Source organism: Hyphococcus aureus (assembly GCF_042643165.1).
Lineage (GTDB): Bacteria > Pseudomonadota > Alphaproteobacteria > Caulobacterales > Parvularculaceae > Hyphococcus > Hyphococcus aureus.
On the sequence record NZ_JBHRSH010000001.1, the window covers coordinates 1000616 to 1016592 of the forward strand.

A 15977-nucleotide genomic window follows, 5' to 3' on the forward strand; every position below is an offset into this window, starting at 1 on the left:
TGGATTTGGCCGCCCAGATTTACACATCGGTAAGGCATGGCTGCGCGTGCGGTAAACTGCGTCATCAATCGAGCGTTCTAACGACGCGAAAGCCCGTCTCGCTATTGCGGGTTTCGGAGGCCTCGCTCCGCCGGGAGGCCGAGCGCAACCGCCAGCCCGGCGAGCTCCAGGCGCCGCCTTTCACCACCCGGCGGGCGCAATTACCGTCGATCCGGGCGGCCCCGGTGACAGGCCCGCCATTATGGCTCGCATTCCAGCAATCGAGCGTCCATTCGGCGACATTGCCGTGCATGTCGAAAAGACCAAAAGCGTTGTGGCGGAAACGCGTCACCGGAACCGTCTGTCCACGGAAAATCGCCGCGCCCGCCCGATAAGGATAGTGGCCGTTGAAATTCGCCGTCTCTGCGGAAAGCTGATCGCCATAATGAAACGCGCCGCCCGTGCCCGCACGCGCGGCGTATTCCCATTCCGCCTCGCTGGGGAGATGATAGTAATGGCCGGTTTTCGCCGACAGCCAGCGCGCATAGGCCGAGGCGTCTTCAAAGGAAACATTGATCACCGGCCGCTCGCCGCGGCCCCAACCGGCGTCATCGGGTTCATAATTGCGGCAGCCGCCTTCGGCGACGCATAGCGCCCACTGGTCGAAAGTGGTTTCGCGCGTCGCGATGGCAAAGCGATAACCGATATCGACCCGCCGCTGCGGGCTTTCTTCGGGCTGGCGGTCTTGTTCGTCATTGCGCGCGCCCATCATGAAAGCGCCGCCATTAAGCGCCGCCATATCGGGGCAACCTTCGCAGTCGGTAAAATAATCACCAAGATAGGTATCGGGCGCCGCAGCGACGGCCTGATTTTCAGGGGCGACCTCGTCGCCGGAGAGGGCCGCCGCCTCCACCGCTGACGCAAGCTGGGCCAGCGCCGCCTGATTGAGATCCGCAGCAAGCGGCTCCTCCACTGGCGCCGGAGGCTTGAGGCTCGGAACCATGAGCGTCGCCGGCGCAGTCGCGGGCTCTTCCGGCGACGTTTCGTCGTCATCGGTCTCTTCCGCCGATAACGGCTCGGCTTGCGCAAAGTCAGCATTTTCCGCCGCGCCGGGAATATTCTCCGGAGCGTCCGATTCAGCCGGTTCTGGATTGTTGAGCGTCCGTCTTTCAGCAGTAAATTCTTCAGGCGGCGGCGCACCGGGGGCCAGCCGCACCAGCGCGATATTGGCGCCAGGCGCGGGTTTTTCTTCCTCTTCCAGCGGCGCCGATTGCGCGGACACGGGTGCGATCGGCGCCGGACGCGAGCGCAGCGACCCAACCATGAAAGAAACACCCGCAGCAAAGGCGAGAACACCGAGACCGCCGGCCAGAAGGGGCGCCGCTGGGAAAAGCCGCTTGCGCCACAAGGCCCGCGCCGGATGATGTGGAACAGCACCATCCTCCGTAAACAGATCATCGAGAAGGCGCGGCGCAGAACCATCAGCCTGCGTCCCGGCTTGCGTTTCTCCGCAAGCGGCGACGGGCTCAACCGGAACGTCCTCTCCCCTGAATTGAGGCGCGGAAACGGGTCCGCGAAAATCCTTATGGGCGGGCTGATCGAGTCCCGCCCGCGCCTTCAGCGCTTCGATATCTGAGAGGACGAAGCGCCAGCGCGGATCACCATCGTCGCCGCGCCATCCGGCGAGATCCATAGGCGCCACATCGCGAGAGCCAAAAGGCGGCTCAACCCGGCCGATGCTGACTGGCGTCAGGCGCCGGGCTTTCCAGGCGTCACGGGCGACCTCAATCAAACCAGGCTTATCGAGCGCGACGCCGGTCCATAACACCACCACCGCGTCGATGCGCGCCGGATCGAAGGCGCCGGGATCAAGCTTGTAGCCCGCACGCAAAAGCGCCTTCGCGATTTTATCCGCGAAGTTCGCATTAGCGCTCGCCGCTAGCAGCTGAACGACGCCTTTGGCGCCCGGCTCTATCTCTTGTTGAGGCATGATCCCCGGTCACATCGCCCGCGCAGGAAAACAGCTTAGCCCCCAAGCCGCCGCTGCTTTTAAGGCGCGCAAGATTGCACGACGGACCTCTCAACGACATTACGATGCGTTAAGCAACCCCGTCTTGCGGCAGGTGTTTGGGGAAAACCGAATGAAGTCTCCGGAAAATCTCAGCTTTTTTCCTTGTCGATTTTCGCCGCCGCACGCACGAGATTGATGAATTCCGCACGGTCGCCAAAGGGGTCGTCGCCCTTGGCGTCGTGCGCCAGCGCAATGATCTCCTCATAGGAATAGCGGTCCGTGTAACCGGCGCGTTGCAACTTTTGTCCGAAAGCGGCGACGGCGGCGGCAAAGCGCGCATCAGCCGGCGCTTTATCGAGCGATGAAAAAGCATCCGCGGTTGCCACCGGCGTTTCGATCAGGCGGCTGTCCTCTTCTTCCGGCAATTTGTAGCGCAGGCGCACAAAGGCGACTTCATCGGTTTTGCCTGAAACCGCAGGGGCCGCCCCATAGCGCCGGTCATCGATCAGCCTTGCATCCGAGCCCGCCAACGCCAGCTCATAAAGCGCCGTCACCGTATGGCCGGAACCGATATCGCCCGCGTCGATGGCGTCGTTGTTGAAATCTTCGCGGTTGAGGAGCCGGGTTTCATAGCCGATGAGGCGATATTCCGCGACCACCGTCGGATTGAATTCCACCTGGAATTTCAGGTCTTTCGCTATCGGGAACAGGGTCGAGCGAAACTCGCGCACCAGCACTTTGCGCGCCTCGTTCAGCGTATCGATATAGGCGGCGACGCCATTGCCAGCCTGAGCCAGCTTCTGGGCGATGACGTCATTGTAATTGCCCTCGCCGAAACCGAGCACCGTGAGATAAATGCCGCTTTTTCTTTTGCGCGCGACAAAGTCCTCAAGGCTGTCGGCGTCGATAACGCCGACATTGAAGTCGCCGTCAGTGGCCAGGATGATGCGGTTCACCTTGTCGTCAGCGAAATTTTCTTCCGCGAGTTTATAGGCCAGCGACAGCCCTTCGCCGCCAGCAGTGGAACCGCCCGCTTCGAGCGCATTCAGGGCTTCCATGATTTTGGTTTTCTTGTTTCCGGGCGTCGGTTCAAGGACGACGCCAGCAGCGCCCGCATAGACGACAATGGAAATACGGTCGTCTTTCGACATTTCATCGACCAGCAATTCCACAGATTTCTTGACCAGCGGTAGCTTGTTGTCGGCCTGCATGGAGCCCGAAACATCAAGCAGGAGAACGATATTCGTGTCCGGCGTTTCTGTGGGCTGGAGATCAAACCCTTTCACGCCGATATGCATGAGCCTTGTCCCGGCGTTCCAGGGCGATGGCGTCACCCAGACGGTCGGTGTAAACGGCGCGTCGGCGCTCTTTGGTTCAGTATACTGATAATCAAAGTAATTTACATATTCTTCGACCCGCACCGAATCCGACGGCGGCAGCATATTGTTTGAAGAAATATATCGGCGCATCACCGAATAGGCGGTCGTGTCCACATCCGATGAAAAAGTGGAAACCGGCTCTTCGCTGGTGAGCTTCACCGGGTTCGGATCGGTTTCTTCATATTGCTCGGTGATGGCGGGTTCCGGAGGGGGCGCCATCATCGGACGCGCTACGCTTGCGAAAGCCATGGATCCGGGCTGCGGGCCTTGCATTTTTTGCGCAGTAACGATGACAGTGTCCGACTCTTCAGCCTCCGCAAACTGATCTTCAAACGCTTCATCCGTGGTTGAACAAGCTGCGATCAACAGCATGGCTCCGGCGGACACCGCCGCCAATAATCTCATTTTCATGAAGTCCCTCTCCCAAATTCACGCCCGGACGAAGTCTGGCGGGCGGAAAGGGCGAAAATACGGCAGCCTTCATCTTCTGAAAACTGTCAGGCGCCAAGGAGGGGCGGCCCGGCGCCTGACCTGCCGTCAGCATGAAAGCGCCTAAATAGCGCCGCCGACGGTCTGGCCGATAATTCCGACGACAAAGACAAACGCGACAATCTGCAAAATGAATACGGTTGAATTGGTCATGATCTTTCTCCTGATGGCAGGCGGCGCGCGCTACAGGCGCTATACCTGCGGTAAGACTTAAACGCCGTTGCTGATGACGCTTTCGATCAATGCAAGCGCCACAGCGGTGGTCAGCAACAGAACTGAAATGAAGACTGCGTTCGGCATGGAGCGGCTCTCCCTTTATTGGCGGAACGGTGGGTTCCGGCTTGTAACCTTTCATATCCATATTGACGGTTACGAATTAGCGCTTATATTGTAACCGTTCAATCGATTTTTACTGGTTATGTGATGAGATTTTCTTCTTACGCCTGGTCCGAGAAGGACATGATCGGCGGCAACGCCGCCCTCGATTTCGTCAACACCGCCGCATATTGGACGACCGGCGACCCGGAAGACCGCCTGGGCGGGCCTGAAGGGTTCGGGAAATGGGCCGCGGCCGCGGGTCTTCTCTATGGGGATGACATGGCGCGGCTTGAAAAAGAGATCGCGGACGATCCCAAGGCCGGAGAAGAAGCCTTCAAAACAGCCGTCGCTCTACGCGCAGCTTTATGGCGGATTTTCAACGCCATCGTCACACATGGTGATGTGGATGAGGGCGACCTTGCTCTTCTCGATGAATGTAAGGTGCGCGCAGCGCGCCATTGCCGCATCGCGCATGACGGCGACGGCTTCCGACGGCGTTGCGCCGATGAAGCGCCGGCGCTTGAGCGCGCCTTACGCCTCATTGTCGAAGCGGCGGAAGAGTTGTTGCTTCATGGCCGCCTTGACCGCTTGCATGCCTGCGGCGGCGAGAGCTGCGAGTGGCTGTTTATTGATTTGTCCAAGAACGGCCGGCGGCGCTGGTGCGATATGGCCACCTGCGGCAATGACGCCAAGGTCAAAAAATTCCGTAAGCGGAAGAAAAAGGCGGCCTAGGCCGCCTCATCCTTAGTAATAACCAGTGCCGTAATAGACCGGCCGCGCAATGCACCTGACGCCATCCACCGGCCGGTCATATGTCCCGTAGGGATCAGTCGATACCGTCCCGCCATAAGAATAGACCGTACCCGGATAGCCATTGCCGTTATTGGCCCAGGAAGGGCAATAATAAACTGCGGCATAAGTTGAATAGCTGGCGCTTGCATCTTCCTGATAGCGGCGAAGCTGCGCGCGCTTGCGCTCCAGACAGACACTGTCATAGCCGGCGAAATCACCGTCTTCGTCATAGACGCTACATTGCTGGTAATCGCCGTTTGACAATTGCTGCGCCGAAGCAGGCGCGCCGCCCACACTCAATCCGAACGCAACGGCGCCAACCGCCAGAACGCACAACCGCTGAATTTTCATGAGATAGCCCCTCTCTCTCGCCCTGCCCGCTGACAGTTACGGCAGACATTGGGGCGAAAATGAGACGCGGGACGCGGTTCGACTATCCTAAATCGCGCGCGACGCGGAACCCGTTGTCAAACTCGCGCGCACCCGCAGGCTTGCCAATACGATGCGCCGACCGCAGGCGCCAGCCGCCCGTGTTCCACGCGCCGCCTTTCAACACATGCTTCGTGCAATCGCCGGTCGCCACCGCCGATCCGTCTGACGGCGCGCCCGCATGAGTCTCCGTCCAGCAATCGGCAGTCCATTCCCAAGCGTTGCCATGCATATCATAGAGGCCGAAAGCGTTTGGCGCGAAGCTCGCCACAGGAACCGTCCGTCCACGGTAGGTTTCTTTTTCGCCGCTGTAAGGATACTGGCCATTATAATTCGCCTGTCCCGCGCGCACCGTCGAGCCGGTGGCGAACGGCGCCGACGAGCCTGCGCGCGCAGCATACTCCCATTCGGCTTCCGTCGGCAGGCGGTAAGGCTGGCCGGTCTTTTTGGAAAGCCAGGCGACATAGGAAAGCGCGTCTTCGTAAGAAACGGAAACGACCGGGCGTTGGTCGCGCCCCCAGCCATGATCCGGCGCCTTGTAGGCGCAGCCGCCATCGGCGACGCAGGTGTCCCATTCCTCATAAGTCACTTCGCGCGACGATAGTGCGAAGCCATTCCTGAAGGTGATGTCGCGAACGGGGCTTTCAGCGGGCTTGGCGCCGACCTCGCCGGGCCGCGCGCCCATCTGAAACACGCCCGCAGGCAAGGCCGCCATATCTGGGCAGTTGGCGCAATCGCGGAAAATATCGCCCGCAGAGCTTTTTTCTTGCGGCGTCTCCGCAGCGACAGCAGCGATCAGGGTCTGGATCGCGTCATCATCCGCCGCGCCTGACGCTGCCATATCCGTTTCAGCAGAGGCGGGCGTCACGGTAAGCGCAAGCTGAACCGGCTCTTCGCTGTTAGCCTGCGCCCCTATCATATCGTCAGCGCTTTCCGGGGCGGGCGGAATTATAATTTCCGTAGACGGATTATCTTCCGGCTTGACCGTCAGCGAAGCCAGCGACGACGGCGTTTCAACCGAAGGGTCAGGGATCACGTTTTCAGCCGGACGTGAAGCAATCTCGGCGGAACGCGCGGCGAGTTGCGGTTGCGCCGCAAGCTCCGGCGCGGGAAGGATCACCGGCGCCAGCACCGCCGTCGCAACCGTCATCAAAACGAGGCCCGCGGTGGCGCCGAAGGCGACTTCCTTCGCACTGAAGCGCCGTTTCGGTTTTGGCCGGTGCAATAAGGCGGGGCGCGCCGTCACCGGCTCCGTTGGCTCTGACGGCGCATTGGCGGCGCTATAGTCTGTCGCCAGCATCTCGGCGCCGGGCGTCCACAACTCCTGATCGCCGATAAGCCCCGGCTCATCATTATGCGGCTCCAGATCGGGCGCTGACCAGACATCCGCATCGCTGAGCCCCATGCGCTGCGTCGTCAACTGGATCTCCTCCAGCACAAAGCGCCAGCGCGGATCATCCGGCGCGCCGGTCCATCCGGAAAGATCCACCGGCGGCAAATTCTCGAACCCGCCAGGCGGGAGAGCGCCGCCGACCGCCACGGGAATCAATGCGCCGCGATCCATCGCCTCTTCGGCCTGGCGGTGGAGCTTGGCGAGCTTTGCCGCCGCATGAGTCCAGACCACAATCGCGGCGCTGTCGCCATTGCCGCCAGCCTGCGGACCGGGGTCGCACTGATCAGCGCTTACGCGCGTAGCCGCGTGCCCGGCATGCGCAAGCGCGGCGGCGATTTTCGCGCCCAGCGCCTCATCGCGAGGAGCATGAAGAATGGAGATCGGGGACATCGGCATGTGTGAGGGTTAATCGTTTCTAAATCGCGACAATCAAGTTCGCCCAAGGGCTGCGGACTGGAGGGCAATCGCCCTTCTAAGGCGAATCGGGGCCGCAGGCCGAGAGGGTTAAGCTAAAAACTTTGCAATAAAAACATGGGGAAAATCGTAGGGTGATTAACCCTTTCCATTAGAGTTTGTTCCTGATATGTTCTAACGGCTTTACGGGGAGAGCTCATGGTCGCGCAGATCACCACTTTCGCCTTTCACGGGGTCGACGCCCGCCCGGTGACCGTTCAGGTCCAGCTCACCAATGGCAACGGCAATATTTTTTCCGTGGTCGGCCTCCCCGACAAGGCCGTTTCCGAGGCGCGGGAGCGGGTGCGTGCCGCCTTGTCTGCTGTTGGTCTCGGCCTGCCGGTCAAGCGGATCACCGTCAATCTCGCGCCGGCGGACCTGCCCAAAGAAGGCAGTCATTTCGACCTCGCCATCGCCCTCGGGCTTCTCATTGAAATGGGCGCGGCGCCCCATGACGCCGGGTCCGGTTTTGCCGTGATGGGCGAGCTTGGGCTCGATGGATCGATTGCGCCCTGCGCCGGGGCCTTGCCCGCCGCGGTCGCGGCGAACGCCATGGGGCTCGGCCTGATCTGCCCCGCGGCGAGCGGCGCGGAGGCGGCATGGGCAGGCGGCGACGCCGCGATTTTGGCGCCGAAATCATTGATCCAGCTCGTCAATCACTTCAAGGGCGCGCAGGTTTTAACGGCGCCGAAGCCCGGCGCCCTCGAAGCGCCCCCGGCCATACCGGATCTCGCCGACGTCAAAGGTCAGGAGACCGCCAAACGCGCCCTCGAGGTGGCTGCGGCCGGCGGTCATAATCTTTTAATGGTGGGGCCGCCGGGCGCGGGCAAGTCGATGCTCGCCGCCCGGCTCCCGGGACTCCTGCCGCCGCTGTCGCCCAAGGAAATGCTGGAAATCTCCATGGTGCAATCGCTGGCGGGGTTGCTTGAGGGCGGGCGCCTCACCCACGCCCGCCCATTCCGCGCGCCGCACCATTCCGCCTCCATGGCGGCGATGATCGGCGGCGGCGTGCGCGCCAAACCCGGGGAGGCCTCCCTCGCCCATCATGGGGTGCTTTTCCTTGATGAACTGCCGGAATTCACCGCGCCGGTGCTCGACAGTCTGCGCCAGCCGCTGGAGACGGGTGACGTCCTCATTGCGCGCGCAAACTTTCATGTCCGCTATCCGGCGCGGTTCCAGCTTGTCGCCGCCATGAACCCCTGCCGTTGCGGCTATGGAAGAGCGTCCGGACGCGCCTGCGGCAAAGGCCCCAATTGCGAGGAGATCTATCAGTCGCGCATTTCCGGACCGCTACTCGATCGCATGGATCTGTCGATTGAACTTCCCGCCGTCACGCCCGCCGATCTCGCCGGACCCGCAAATGGGGAAACCACCGCGACCGTCGCCCAAAGAGTGGCGCGCGCACGCGAAGCGCAAACGGCGCGCAGCGGCGAAGGCGCGTCCAACGCTGCGCTTTGCGACGCCGACCTTTCGAAGATCGCCGCACCCGATGCAGAAGGAGCGAGCCTTTTATCCCGCGCCGCCGAAGCCATGTTTCTCTCCGCCCGCGCCTATACAAGAATACTGCGGGTGGCGCGCACCCTTGCCGATCTCGACGGCGCCGATGGCGTCAAGCGCCGGCATATCGCCGAAGCCGTCAGCTTTAGAAAAGCGTGCGAAAGAAGCGCCGGCAGCGCTGCGACAACTCGGCGCGCGGCTCAGGCTTAGTCAACAGACTTGCAGGAAGCGCTTGTTATATGGGCATTTCCATCGCTTTTTACTGTCCGAATTAACCAACTCCATCAACCATTTTTCAAGGCCATGCCGCGATGATGAGGCCGGTTGCGTAATGGGGTTTCACTGTCAATGCCGAATCTTGGATCGCACAAAGGCGTTTCATCCAATTCAACTCGTGAGCTTATCGTCGTCTGTGACGGCGAGGGCGTCATTCGTTTTGTCTCGCAAAGTTTTGCGCGCTTTTTCGGCGCCCCTGCGGCGTCATGGCATGGCCGCGCCTTTGCGCCCGGCGGCAATGCGGCCGAGCCCGGCGCCCCGGCCTCTTATCGCACGGAAGCGCGCGCCGGCGAGCGCGCCTTCATTGTCGACTGGGTTGAAACCGTGCTTTCCGGCGGCGAGCGGCTTTATGTCGGCGCGCCCCAAAGCGACGGCGCCGAAACTGAAAACAACGACGCGCGCGAAGTCAACGCCGGTCCGAAAATGCAGTTGCTGGCGACCATGAGCCACGAAATGAGAACGCCGCTAAACGGCATTCTCGGCATGACGTCGCTGCTGCTCGACACGTCGCTTGAACCCAATCAGCGCGCATATGCTGAAAGTGTGCGCGAATCCGGCGTCGCCTTGCTGGCGCTGATCAACGACCTTCTCGACTATTCGAAACTTGAGGCGGGTCGCCTCGACATTGAACGCGCTGCTTTTTCTCCGTTAAACCTGGTTCAATCCGTGGCAGAGCTGTTGTCGCCAAAAGCCGCCGACAAGGGGATCGAGATCACCGCTTATGTCGACAGTTCGGTGCCTACCGAGCTTTATGGCGACGAAGCGCGTCTTCGTCAGGTGCTGATCAACCTCGCCGGCAATGGCGTCAAATTCACCGATGAAGGCGGCGTCGGCATCGAAGCGCGTCTTGTGACCCTCGATAATGGCGCGGCGCATCTGGCGTTTTCCGTGCGCGATACCGGCATCGGTATTCCCGAAGACAAACAGGCCGCGATCTTTGAGGAATTTTCCCAGACCGACACGGCCGGCGAGCGCAAACGCGAAGGCACGGGTCTTGGCCTTGCGATCGCACGTAAGATCGTGCGCGCTATGAATGGCGACATCGCCATCGCCAGCCGACCCGGCGAGGGCAGCGCCTTCACCTTCACTGTCGCGCTCGATTTTGAGGGCGACGCGCCGGCGAAACCGCAGCCCTTCGAAACGCCCGTGATCGTCGCGGCGCGTTCCGAGGTTCTCTCGCGCAGCCTGGAATTACAGCTCGCCGCCATCGGCGCGGAAAACATCATTTCCGTCACAACGCCCGCCGCCGCCATCGGCGCCATGACCAAACATCCTGACGCCATTCTTCTGTGCGATATCTACATCGCCGGGGAAAGCGCCCAACCGCTGGCGCGCAAGGCCGCGCGCTCCTATGTGCTGCTCTCGCCACTGGCGCGCGGACGCATCAATGAATTACGCGAAGCCGGCTTCGACGGCTATTTTATCAAACCGATCCGGCAATCATCCTTACACATACAATTGACCGACGATATGAATGAAGCCCCGGCGTTGCCAGAAACGCCGCGGGTCGAGGATAAACCCAAAACGCATAATGGCGAGAAAACCTTCCGTGTCCTTCTCGCCGAGGACAACCAGATCAATGCGGTGCTGGCCACCACCATCATCAAGCGCGCCGGACACACCGTCGATGTCGCCCACAATGGCGGCGAAGCGGTCGAAGCCTGCGAACAGGGTGATTACGATCTCATCCTCATGGACATGCATATGCCCCATGTGGACGGGCTTGAGGCGACGCGGCGGATCCGCAAACTGCCCGGCCATATGCGCAAGGCGCCGATCATCGCGCTAACCGCCAACGCCATGGCGGCGGACCGCCAGAAATGTCTCGCCGCCGGGATGGATGACTTCCTGTCGAAGCCCTTTGAGCCGTCAGACCTGACAGCGCTTCTCAACAAATGGGGCGACTGTGAAAGTGAGTGGAGTGAGGCGTCCTGACAGCCCGCTCTGTAACGGTCTCACGCCTTTCTTTCGCCGGAAAACGCCAGTAGCTTCCCGCGCCATGACACAAGAAGCAAATGCGCCGCAAACCCGCGACCAGACGATAAAACAGACTGGCGAAACAAAAACCCTGCTCGGGTCGTTATCGGCCTATTTGCGCGCGCGCAGTTTGGTCATGCTGCTGCTCGGTTTTTCAGCCGGGCTTCCGTTTTACATGATCTACCAAAACCTGTCGCTCTGGCTTGCTGAAGCGGGCGTGGAAAAGGGTGAGATCGGACTGTTCGCCTGGACCGGCTTCGCTTTCTCTTTCAAATTTCTCTGGGCGCCGGTTGTCGACCGTGCGCCCGTGCCGTTCCTCGAAAAGCTTGTCGGCCGGCGCCGCGCCTGGATGGCGGCCGCCCAGATCGGCATCGCGTTGACATTGGTCGCTATGTCCATGGCGAACCCGGCCGGAAATCTCTGGGTTGTCGCGGGCATCGCTGTCGCCATGGCCTTCGCCGCCGCGACGCAAGACATCGCCATCGACGCCTGGCGCATCGAGGCGGCCACAGATGAAGAGCAAGGCGTTATGGCCGCCATGTATCAATATGGGTATCGCGTCGCGATCATGGTCGCCGGCGCCGGCGCGCTGATCGTCGCCGACAATATAAACTGGCCGGCGGCTTATCAGTTCATGGCGCTGTTGATGGGGATCGGGTTCCTCACCGCGCTGTTCGCGCCGAAGGTTGAGGTGCGAGAATATGTGCCGCCGCCAAAGGCGTCCTTCACCGAAACCATGTCAAAATCCGTAATCGGACCATTTCGCGATTTCTTCGAACGCTATGGCGTGCACGCCCTTGTCATCCTGCTTTTTATCGCCCTCTTCCGCGTTCCCGACTTCCTGATGGGATATATGACCGGGCCGCTTTATATCGACCTTGGTTATGACAAAACGACGATTGGCGCCATCCGATCCGGTGCGGGGCTCCTCGCCACCATGGGCGGGGTTTTTCTAGGCGGGATTATCGTTTCACGCCTCAGCTTTAAGTGGAGCCTGTTGTTTGGCGTGCTCGCGCAGTCGCTGACCAATCTGATCTATAGCTGGCTGGCGCTCTCCGACGCGACCACAGGCGGGCTCGCCTTTGCGGTGATTGTCGACAATATCGCTTATGGCGCGGCGGGAACGATCCTCATCGCCTATATGTCGAGCCTCACCAACACCGCCTTTACAGCGACGCAATATGCGCTGTTCAGCTCCTTCTACGCCCTGCCCGGCAAGTTTGTCGGCGGGTTTTCCGGCTATATGGTTGAGGCGGCGGGCTTCGCCTGGTTTTTCGCGATCACAGCGATTGTCGGCATTCCCGCGGCCATCCTGGTTTTCTTCCTGAAATATTCAGAAGAGAAGTTTTCTATAGACCGAAAACAGGCGACGGCGGAGCTGGAAGCCGCCGACTAGCCCGCCGCGAGGCAATCGTTCAGGTCAGGCTTGTCAGCGTTTGACGTGGTCGCCGTCGCATCCACTTGCGTGACTTTCTGCACGCCCAGTTCATCCGGATACAGAATGATAATCAGCGTGCAAGTGGTGAGCGCGTAGCGGCGGTATTCGCCGTTTCCTTCGCGCCGTGTCAGCGCCGGTTCACCGAGAAGACCGTCAAGCGCAGTCGCGCCCGCGCCAAGGAAATCCTCCAGCACATAGACCGGCGCCGCAGGCGTTACGGGCGTTTTCGCAGGCTGTTGCGCGACATTCGGCGCAGTGGCGCAAGCGGCGGCGAGCAGCATCAGAGATGACGGCAAAAAGAAGCGCGTGAATTTCATGGAAAACCTTTACGGCGAGAATTCTGAAGCGATGATTAAGCCTCGTCATCGGCGCTATCAAGCGCCGCCGAAGTGACAAGCCGGAAAGGCTGGACCCCATACGCGCCTCTCCTTGCGTCTGGACTGGGCCCTTCCTATAAGCCCGCAAGACCTTTTTTCGCCTTGTAAGGATATTTCATGACCGCTTCTCTCGATGTGATCGGCGTCGGCAACGCCATCGTTGACGTTCTCGCCAAAGCTGATGACGCTTTTCTCGCCGCCCATTCAATCCCCAAAGGCGGCATGATCCTCATTGACGAGGCCCAGGCGAGCACGATCTACGACGCCATGGCGGCGGGCGTTGAAATCTCCGGCGGGTCGGCGGCGAACTCCATCGCCTGCATCGCATCCATGGGCGGCAAGGGCGGTTTTGTTGGCAAGGTTGCCGATGACGCGCTGGGCGAGATTTTCCGTCACGATCTTCACGCCATCGGCGTCGAGTTTGACACCAAACCTTTAGGCGATGGACCCGCGACCGGGCGCTGTCTTGTCAATGTGACGCCGGACGCCCAGCGCTCGATGACGACCTTTCTCGGCGCCGCCGGTCTGGTCTCCCCGGACGATATCGACGAAGGCCAGATCGCACGGGCGGAAATCACCTTTTTCGAAGGCTATCTGTTCGAACAGCCGGTGGCGCGCCAGGCGTTTATCCGCGCTTGCGCCATCGCCAAACGCGAAGGCAAGCGTGCCGCCTTGACGTTATCGGATGCAAGCTGCGTCGATCGTCAGTTCGATGTTTTGCAGCAATTCATTCCGCAGCATATCGACATCCTGCTCGCCAATGACCGCGAGGCTGAAACCCTGTTCGGCTCCGACGATCTGGATGTGATTGCGGAAAAAGCGCGCAAGCTCTGCCCGCTCACCGCTGTGACGCTCTCTGAAAAAGGCTCTATCCTGATCCCGCGCGATGGAGACGTCGTGAAAGTCGATGCAGTGAAACCGGCCCAGCTTGTGGACACCACCGGCGCCGGCGACGCCTATGCCGCCGGGCTGTTGCTCGGTCTTGCGCGCGGCTTTGAGCTGGAAAGCGCCGGGGCGCTTGGCTCCCTCGCCGCCAGCGAAGTGATCAGCCATTTCGGCGCCCGCCCGGAACAGTCTTTGAAAGCTTTGGCTGAACAGGCGGGTCTACTCTAAGCCTCTGAAACTCTTTTCAGAATTTCGCTATAGGCTAAACGCACCTGCGCCCGGGTTTCGTCCAACGGGGCGCCGGTGTCGATGACGTAATCCGCACACTGACGTTTTTCTTCGTCGGGAGTTTGCAGGCGCAGGATCGCGTTGAATTTTTCTTCACTCATCCCCGGCCGGGCGAGCACCCGCGATCGCTGCACTTCACTCGGAGCGCTGACGACAACGGTAACGTCAAAGAACTTTTCGGTGCCGTTTTCAAACAGGAGCGGAATGTCGAGCACCACTGCGTCCTCCCCGGCCGCCGCGGCGGCGAGCATGAAAGCCTCGCGGTCTTCCGCCACCAGCGGGTGCACCAGCGCTTCAAGTTTGGCGAGCGCTTGCGTATCCGCCAGCACGATCTTCGCCAGCGCCGCGCGATCAACTGCGCCGTCGATGATGGCGTCAGGAAACAACTCTTTTAAGGGCTCAACCGCCGCGCCGTCTTTCTCATATAAACGATGAACGGCGGCGTCGGCGTCCCATGTGGCGGCGCCGAGATCGGCGAACATCTGCAACACGGTGGATTTGCCCATGCCGATAGATCCGGTGAGACCGATGCGGATCATATCTTGGCCCGCCTTTCGAGTTCGCTCACCAGCGCCGCGCGCAACGCCTCATCAACTTGCGCATGCCCGCCAAACCATTTTTGAAATCCCGGAACCGCCTGATGCATCAACATGGCGAGACCGTCAACAATCGGATGGCCTTTGCTTTCAGCATCTTCAAGGAGGGCTGTTTTCAGCGGCGTGTAAACAATATCGGCGACGATGGCCGCGGGATTGAGCCCGCTAATGTCGATCTCCAGCGGCGGCTGGCCGGACATGCCAAGGCTTGTTGTGTTAACCAATAAGTCAATATTATCAATGGCTTCTGATTTCTTTTTCCAATCCATCACGGCCAAGTCAAACGCCCCCGCGAGATCTTTTGCACGCTCCATTGTCCGATTGGCGATGCGAATATCGGTGAGGCCCAGCGACTTCAAGGCAAGAACCACGCCCCGCGCAGCGCCGCCGGCGCCGAGCACCAACGCCGATGTTCCGGGTGCGGAGTTCTTTTCACGCACCGCTTCGGCGAAGCCGGTGATGTCGGAATTTTCCGCTAAACATCCATCTTCGGAAAAAGTCAGCATATTCGCGGCGCCAGGCTGGCGCGCGGCATCGCTGACAATGTCGGCATAGCGCAACGCATGCTCTTTATGCGGGATCGTCACATTGACCCCGGCGAAACCCACATTGCGCAAACTTTCCATAACCCGGGCGAAATCGTCATAATCAGGCGGAACCGCAATAGGGATGTAATAGCCGTCAATTCCGGCCCGTTGCGCCCAGATCGTGTGGATGATCGGGGATAGGGAATGACTAACGGGATGGCCGACAACACCGGCTAAAATGGGCGTTTGTTCAAGGGTCTTCGCCATCAGAACGCTATCGCCCCTTCGCGGCGAAGAAAATCGAGCAGCGGATAGAGGGAAAGGCCAAGCACTGCGAAATGATCGCCTTCGATCCGCTCGAACAACCGGCTGCCGAGCTTTTCGATCTGATAGGCGCCGACGGAATGGAGAATATCGGGGCCGGCGGCCTCAAGATAAGCGTCGATTTCCGTTTCCGAAAGCGCCCGCATAACCAGCGTCGGCCGATCGAGGTTGCGCCAGACGATCTCACCATTACGCGCAACTGCAATGGCGTTGATCAGCGTATGCGGCGCGCCTTGTGTTTCCATCAGCCGCGCCTTCGCTGCTGTCATGTCAGCGGGCTTGTCATAGGCGCGATCCTCAAATTCCATGATTTGATCTGAACCGATGACAATCGCATTGGTCTTTGAGGCAATGTCCATGCATTTGGCTTCCGCCAAGCGCATCGCGAGACTTTCAAGATCGAGGCCCTCGTCGCGCCCGGCCTCTTTGATGACGTCCTCATTCACATCGGGTTTCATGACCTCAAAGGGGATATCGGCGCCAGTCAATATTTCACGGCGGATGGCGCTGCCGGATGCGAGAATAATACGGGGAGTGCTGGTCATGGAA

13 protein-coding genes are annotated in these 15977 nt (G+C 60.4%); 5 read left to right on the forward strand and 8 right to left on the reverse strand.

Going from position 1 to position 15977, the window contains the following annotated elements; all coding sequences use genetic code 11:
• Positions 1-64: 64 nt before the first annotated feature.
• Both ACFOOP_RS04725 and ACFOOP_RS04730 read right to left on the reverse strand, forming a co-directional pair.
• Positions 65-1969 (reverse strand): SUMF1/EgtB/PvdO family nonheme iron enzyme, encoded by a 1905-nt coding sequence (locus ACFOOP_RS04725; RefSeq protein ID WP_379879712.1) that lies wholly within the window; start codon positions 1967-1969, stop codon positions 65-67.
• 170 nt (positions 1970-2139) lie between these two features.
• Positions 2140-3780 (reverse strand): vWA domain-containing protein, encoded by a 1641-nt coding sequence (locus ACFOOP_RS04730; protein ID WP_379879713.1) that lies wholly within the window; start codon positions 3778-3780, stop codon positions 2140-2142.
• A 501-nt stretch (positions 3781-4281) separates the two neighbouring features.
• Between ACFOOP_RS04730 and ACFOOP_RS04735 the strand changes: the two genes are divergently transcribed.
• Positions 4282-4908, forward strand: a complete 627-nt coding sequence (locus ACFOOP_RS04735) for a CGNR zinc finger domain-containing protein (protein WP_379879714.1) — start codon at positions 4282-4284, stop codon at positions 4906-4908.
• 12 nt (positions 4909-4920) lie between these two features.
• Here the strand turns inward: ACFOOP_RS04735 and ACFOOP_RS04740 are convergent, their stop codons facing one another.
• Entirely contained in the window at positions 4921-5319 is a 399-nt protein-coding gene (locus ACFOOP_RS04740; RefSeq protein ID WP_379879715.1) for a hypothetical protein, read from the reverse strand.
• 82 nt (positions 5320-5401) lie between these two features.
• Positions 5402-7186 carry a formylglycine-generating enzyme family protein gene (locus ACFOOP_RS04745; RefSeq protein WP_379879716.1) on the reverse strand — a complete coding sequence of 595 codons (1785 nt, stop codon included), beginning with the start codon at positions 7184-7186 and terminating at the stop codon, positions 5402-5404.
• A gap of 216 nt (positions 7187-7402) precedes the next feature.
• On the opposite strand from ACFOOP_RS04745, the gene ACFOOP_RS04750 reads away from it, so the two are divergent.
• The 3 genes from ACFOOP_RS04750 to ACFOOP_RS04760 all read left to right on the forward strand — a co-directional run bounded on the left by ACFOOP_RS04750 (position 7403) and on the right by ACFOOP_RS04760 (position 12389).
• On the forward strand, positions 7403-8950 hold the full coding sequence (locus tag ACFOOP_RS04750; RefSeq protein ID WP_379879717.1) for a YifB family Mg chelatase-like AAA ATPase: 1548 nt from the start codon (positions 7403-7405) through the stop codon (positions 8948-8950).
• A gap of 138 nt (positions 8951-9088) precedes the next feature.
• Complete coding sequence (locus tag ACFOOP_RS04755; protein ID WP_379879718.1) at positions 9089-10951, forward strand: response regulator; 1863 nt, start codon at positions 9089-9091, stop codon at positions 10949-10951.
• Positions 10952-11015: 64 nt separating this feature from the next.
• Positions 11016-12389 (forward strand): AmpG family muropeptide MFS transporter, encoded by a 1374-nt coding sequence (locus ACFOOP_RS04760; protein WP_379879719.1) that lies wholly within the window; start codon positions 11016-11018, stop codon positions 12387-12389.
• Here the strand turns inward: ACFOOP_RS04760 and ACFOOP_RS04765 are convergent.
• Positions 12386-12748 carry a hypothetical protein gene (locus ACFOOP_RS04765; protein WP_379879720.1) on the reverse strand — a complete coding sequence of 121 codons (363 nt, stop codon included), beginning with the start codon at positions 12746-12748 and terminating at the stop codon, positions 12386-12388. The genes ACFOOP_RS04760 and ACFOOP_RS04765 overlap by 4 nt on opposite strands.
• Positions 12749-12925: 177 nt before the next feature.
• Between ACFOOP_RS04765 and ACFOOP_RS04770 the strand changes: the two genes are divergently transcribed.
• Positions 12926-13921: an adenosine kinase gene (locus ACFOOP_RS04770; protein WP_379879721.1), complete on the forward strand. Its 996-nt coding sequence runs from the start codon at positions 12926-12928 to the stop codon at positions 13919-13921.
• On the opposite strand, the gene coaE is transcribed toward ACFOOP_RS04770, so the two are convergent.
• From coaE to ACFOOP_RS04785, 3 genes are read right to left on the reverse strand one after another with little or no spacing between them, the layout of a single operon-like run.
• The gene (coaE, locus tag ACFOOP_RS04775; RefSeq protein ID WP_379879722.1) at positions 13918-14520 is read right to left on the reverse strand and encodes a dephospho-CoA kinase; all 603 of its coding nucleotides are present in this window, start codon (positions 14518-14520) and stop codon (positions 13918-13920) included. The two genes, ACFOOP_RS04770 and coaE, sit on opposite strands and share 4 nt — an antisense overlap.
• Positions 14517-15371 (reverse strand): shikimate dehydrogenase, encoded by an 855-nt coding sequence (locus ACFOOP_RS04780; RefSeq protein ID WP_379879723.1) that lies wholly within the window; start codon positions 15369-15371, stop codon positions 14517-14519. The genes coaE and ACFOOP_RS04780 overlap by 4 nt, the downstream gene beginning before the upstream one ends.
• The gene (locus tag ACFOOP_RS04785; protein WP_379879724.1) at positions 15371-15973 is read right to left on the reverse strand and encodes a Maf family protein; all 603 of its coding nucleotides are present in this window, start codon (positions 15971-15973) and stop codon (positions 15371-15373) included. Before ACFOOP_RS04785 ends, ACFOOP_RS04780 begins: the two co-directional genes overlap by 1 nt.
• Positions 15974-15977 lie beyond the last annotated feature (4 nt).

Excerpts from the sequence above, each read along its gene's own strand:
- ACFOOP_RS04725 (WP_379879712.1), bottom strand. The coding sequence starts at position 1,969 with ATGCCTCAACAAGAGATAGAGCCGGGCGCCAAAGGCGTCGTTCAGCTG.
- ACFOOP_RS04730 (WP_379879713.1), bottom strand. The coding sequence starts at position 3,780 with ATGAAAATGAGATTATTGGCGGCGGTGTCCGCCGGAGCCATGCTGTTG.
- ACFOOP_RS04735 (WP_379879714.1), top strand. The coding sequence starts at position 4,282 with ATGAGATTTTCTTCTTACGCCTGGTCCGAGAAGGACATGATCGGCGGC.
- ACFOOP_RS04740 (WP_379879715.1), bottom strand. The coding sequence starts at position 5,319 with ATGAAAATTCAGCGGTTGTGCGTTCTGGCGGTTGGCGCCGTTGCGTTC.
- ACFOOP_RS04745 (WP_379879716.1), bottom strand. The coding sequence starts at position 7,186 with ATGCCGATGTCCCCGATCTCCATTCTTCATGCTCCTCGCGATGAGGCG.
- ACFOOP_RS04750 (WP_379879717.1), top strand. The coding sequence starts at position 7,403 with ATGGTCGCGCAGATCACCACTTTCGCCTTTCACGGGGTCGACGCCCGC.
- ACFOOP_RS04755 (WP_379879718.1), top strand. The coding sequence starts at position 9,089 with ATGCCGAATCTTGGATCGCACAAAGGCGTTTCATCCAATTCAACTCGT.
- ACFOOP_RS04760 (WP_379879719.1), top strand. The coding sequence starts at position 11,016 with ATGACACAAGAAGCAAATGCGCCGCAAACCCGCGACCAGACGATAAAA.
- ACFOOP_RS04765 (WP_379879720.1), bottom strand. The coding sequence starts at position 12,748 with ATGAAATTCACGCGCTTCTTTTTGCCGTCATCTCTGATGCTGCTCGCC.
- ACFOOP_RS04770 (WP_379879721.1), top strand. The coding sequence starts at position 12,926 with ATGACCGCTTCTCTCGATGTGATCGGCGTCGGCAACGCCATCGTTGAC.
- coaE (WP_379879722.1), bottom strand. The coding sequence starts at position 14,520 with ATGATCCGCATCGGTCTCACCGGATCTATCGGCATGGGCAAATCCACC.
- ACFOOP_RS04780 (WP_379879723.1), bottom strand. The coding sequence starts at position 15,371 with ATGGCGAAGACCCTTGAACAAACGCCCATTTTAGCCGGTGTTGTCGGC.
- ACFOOP_RS04785 (WP_379879724.1), bottom strand. The coding sequence starts at position 15,973 with ATGACCAGCACTCCCCGTATTATTCTCGCATCCGGCAGCGCCATCCGC.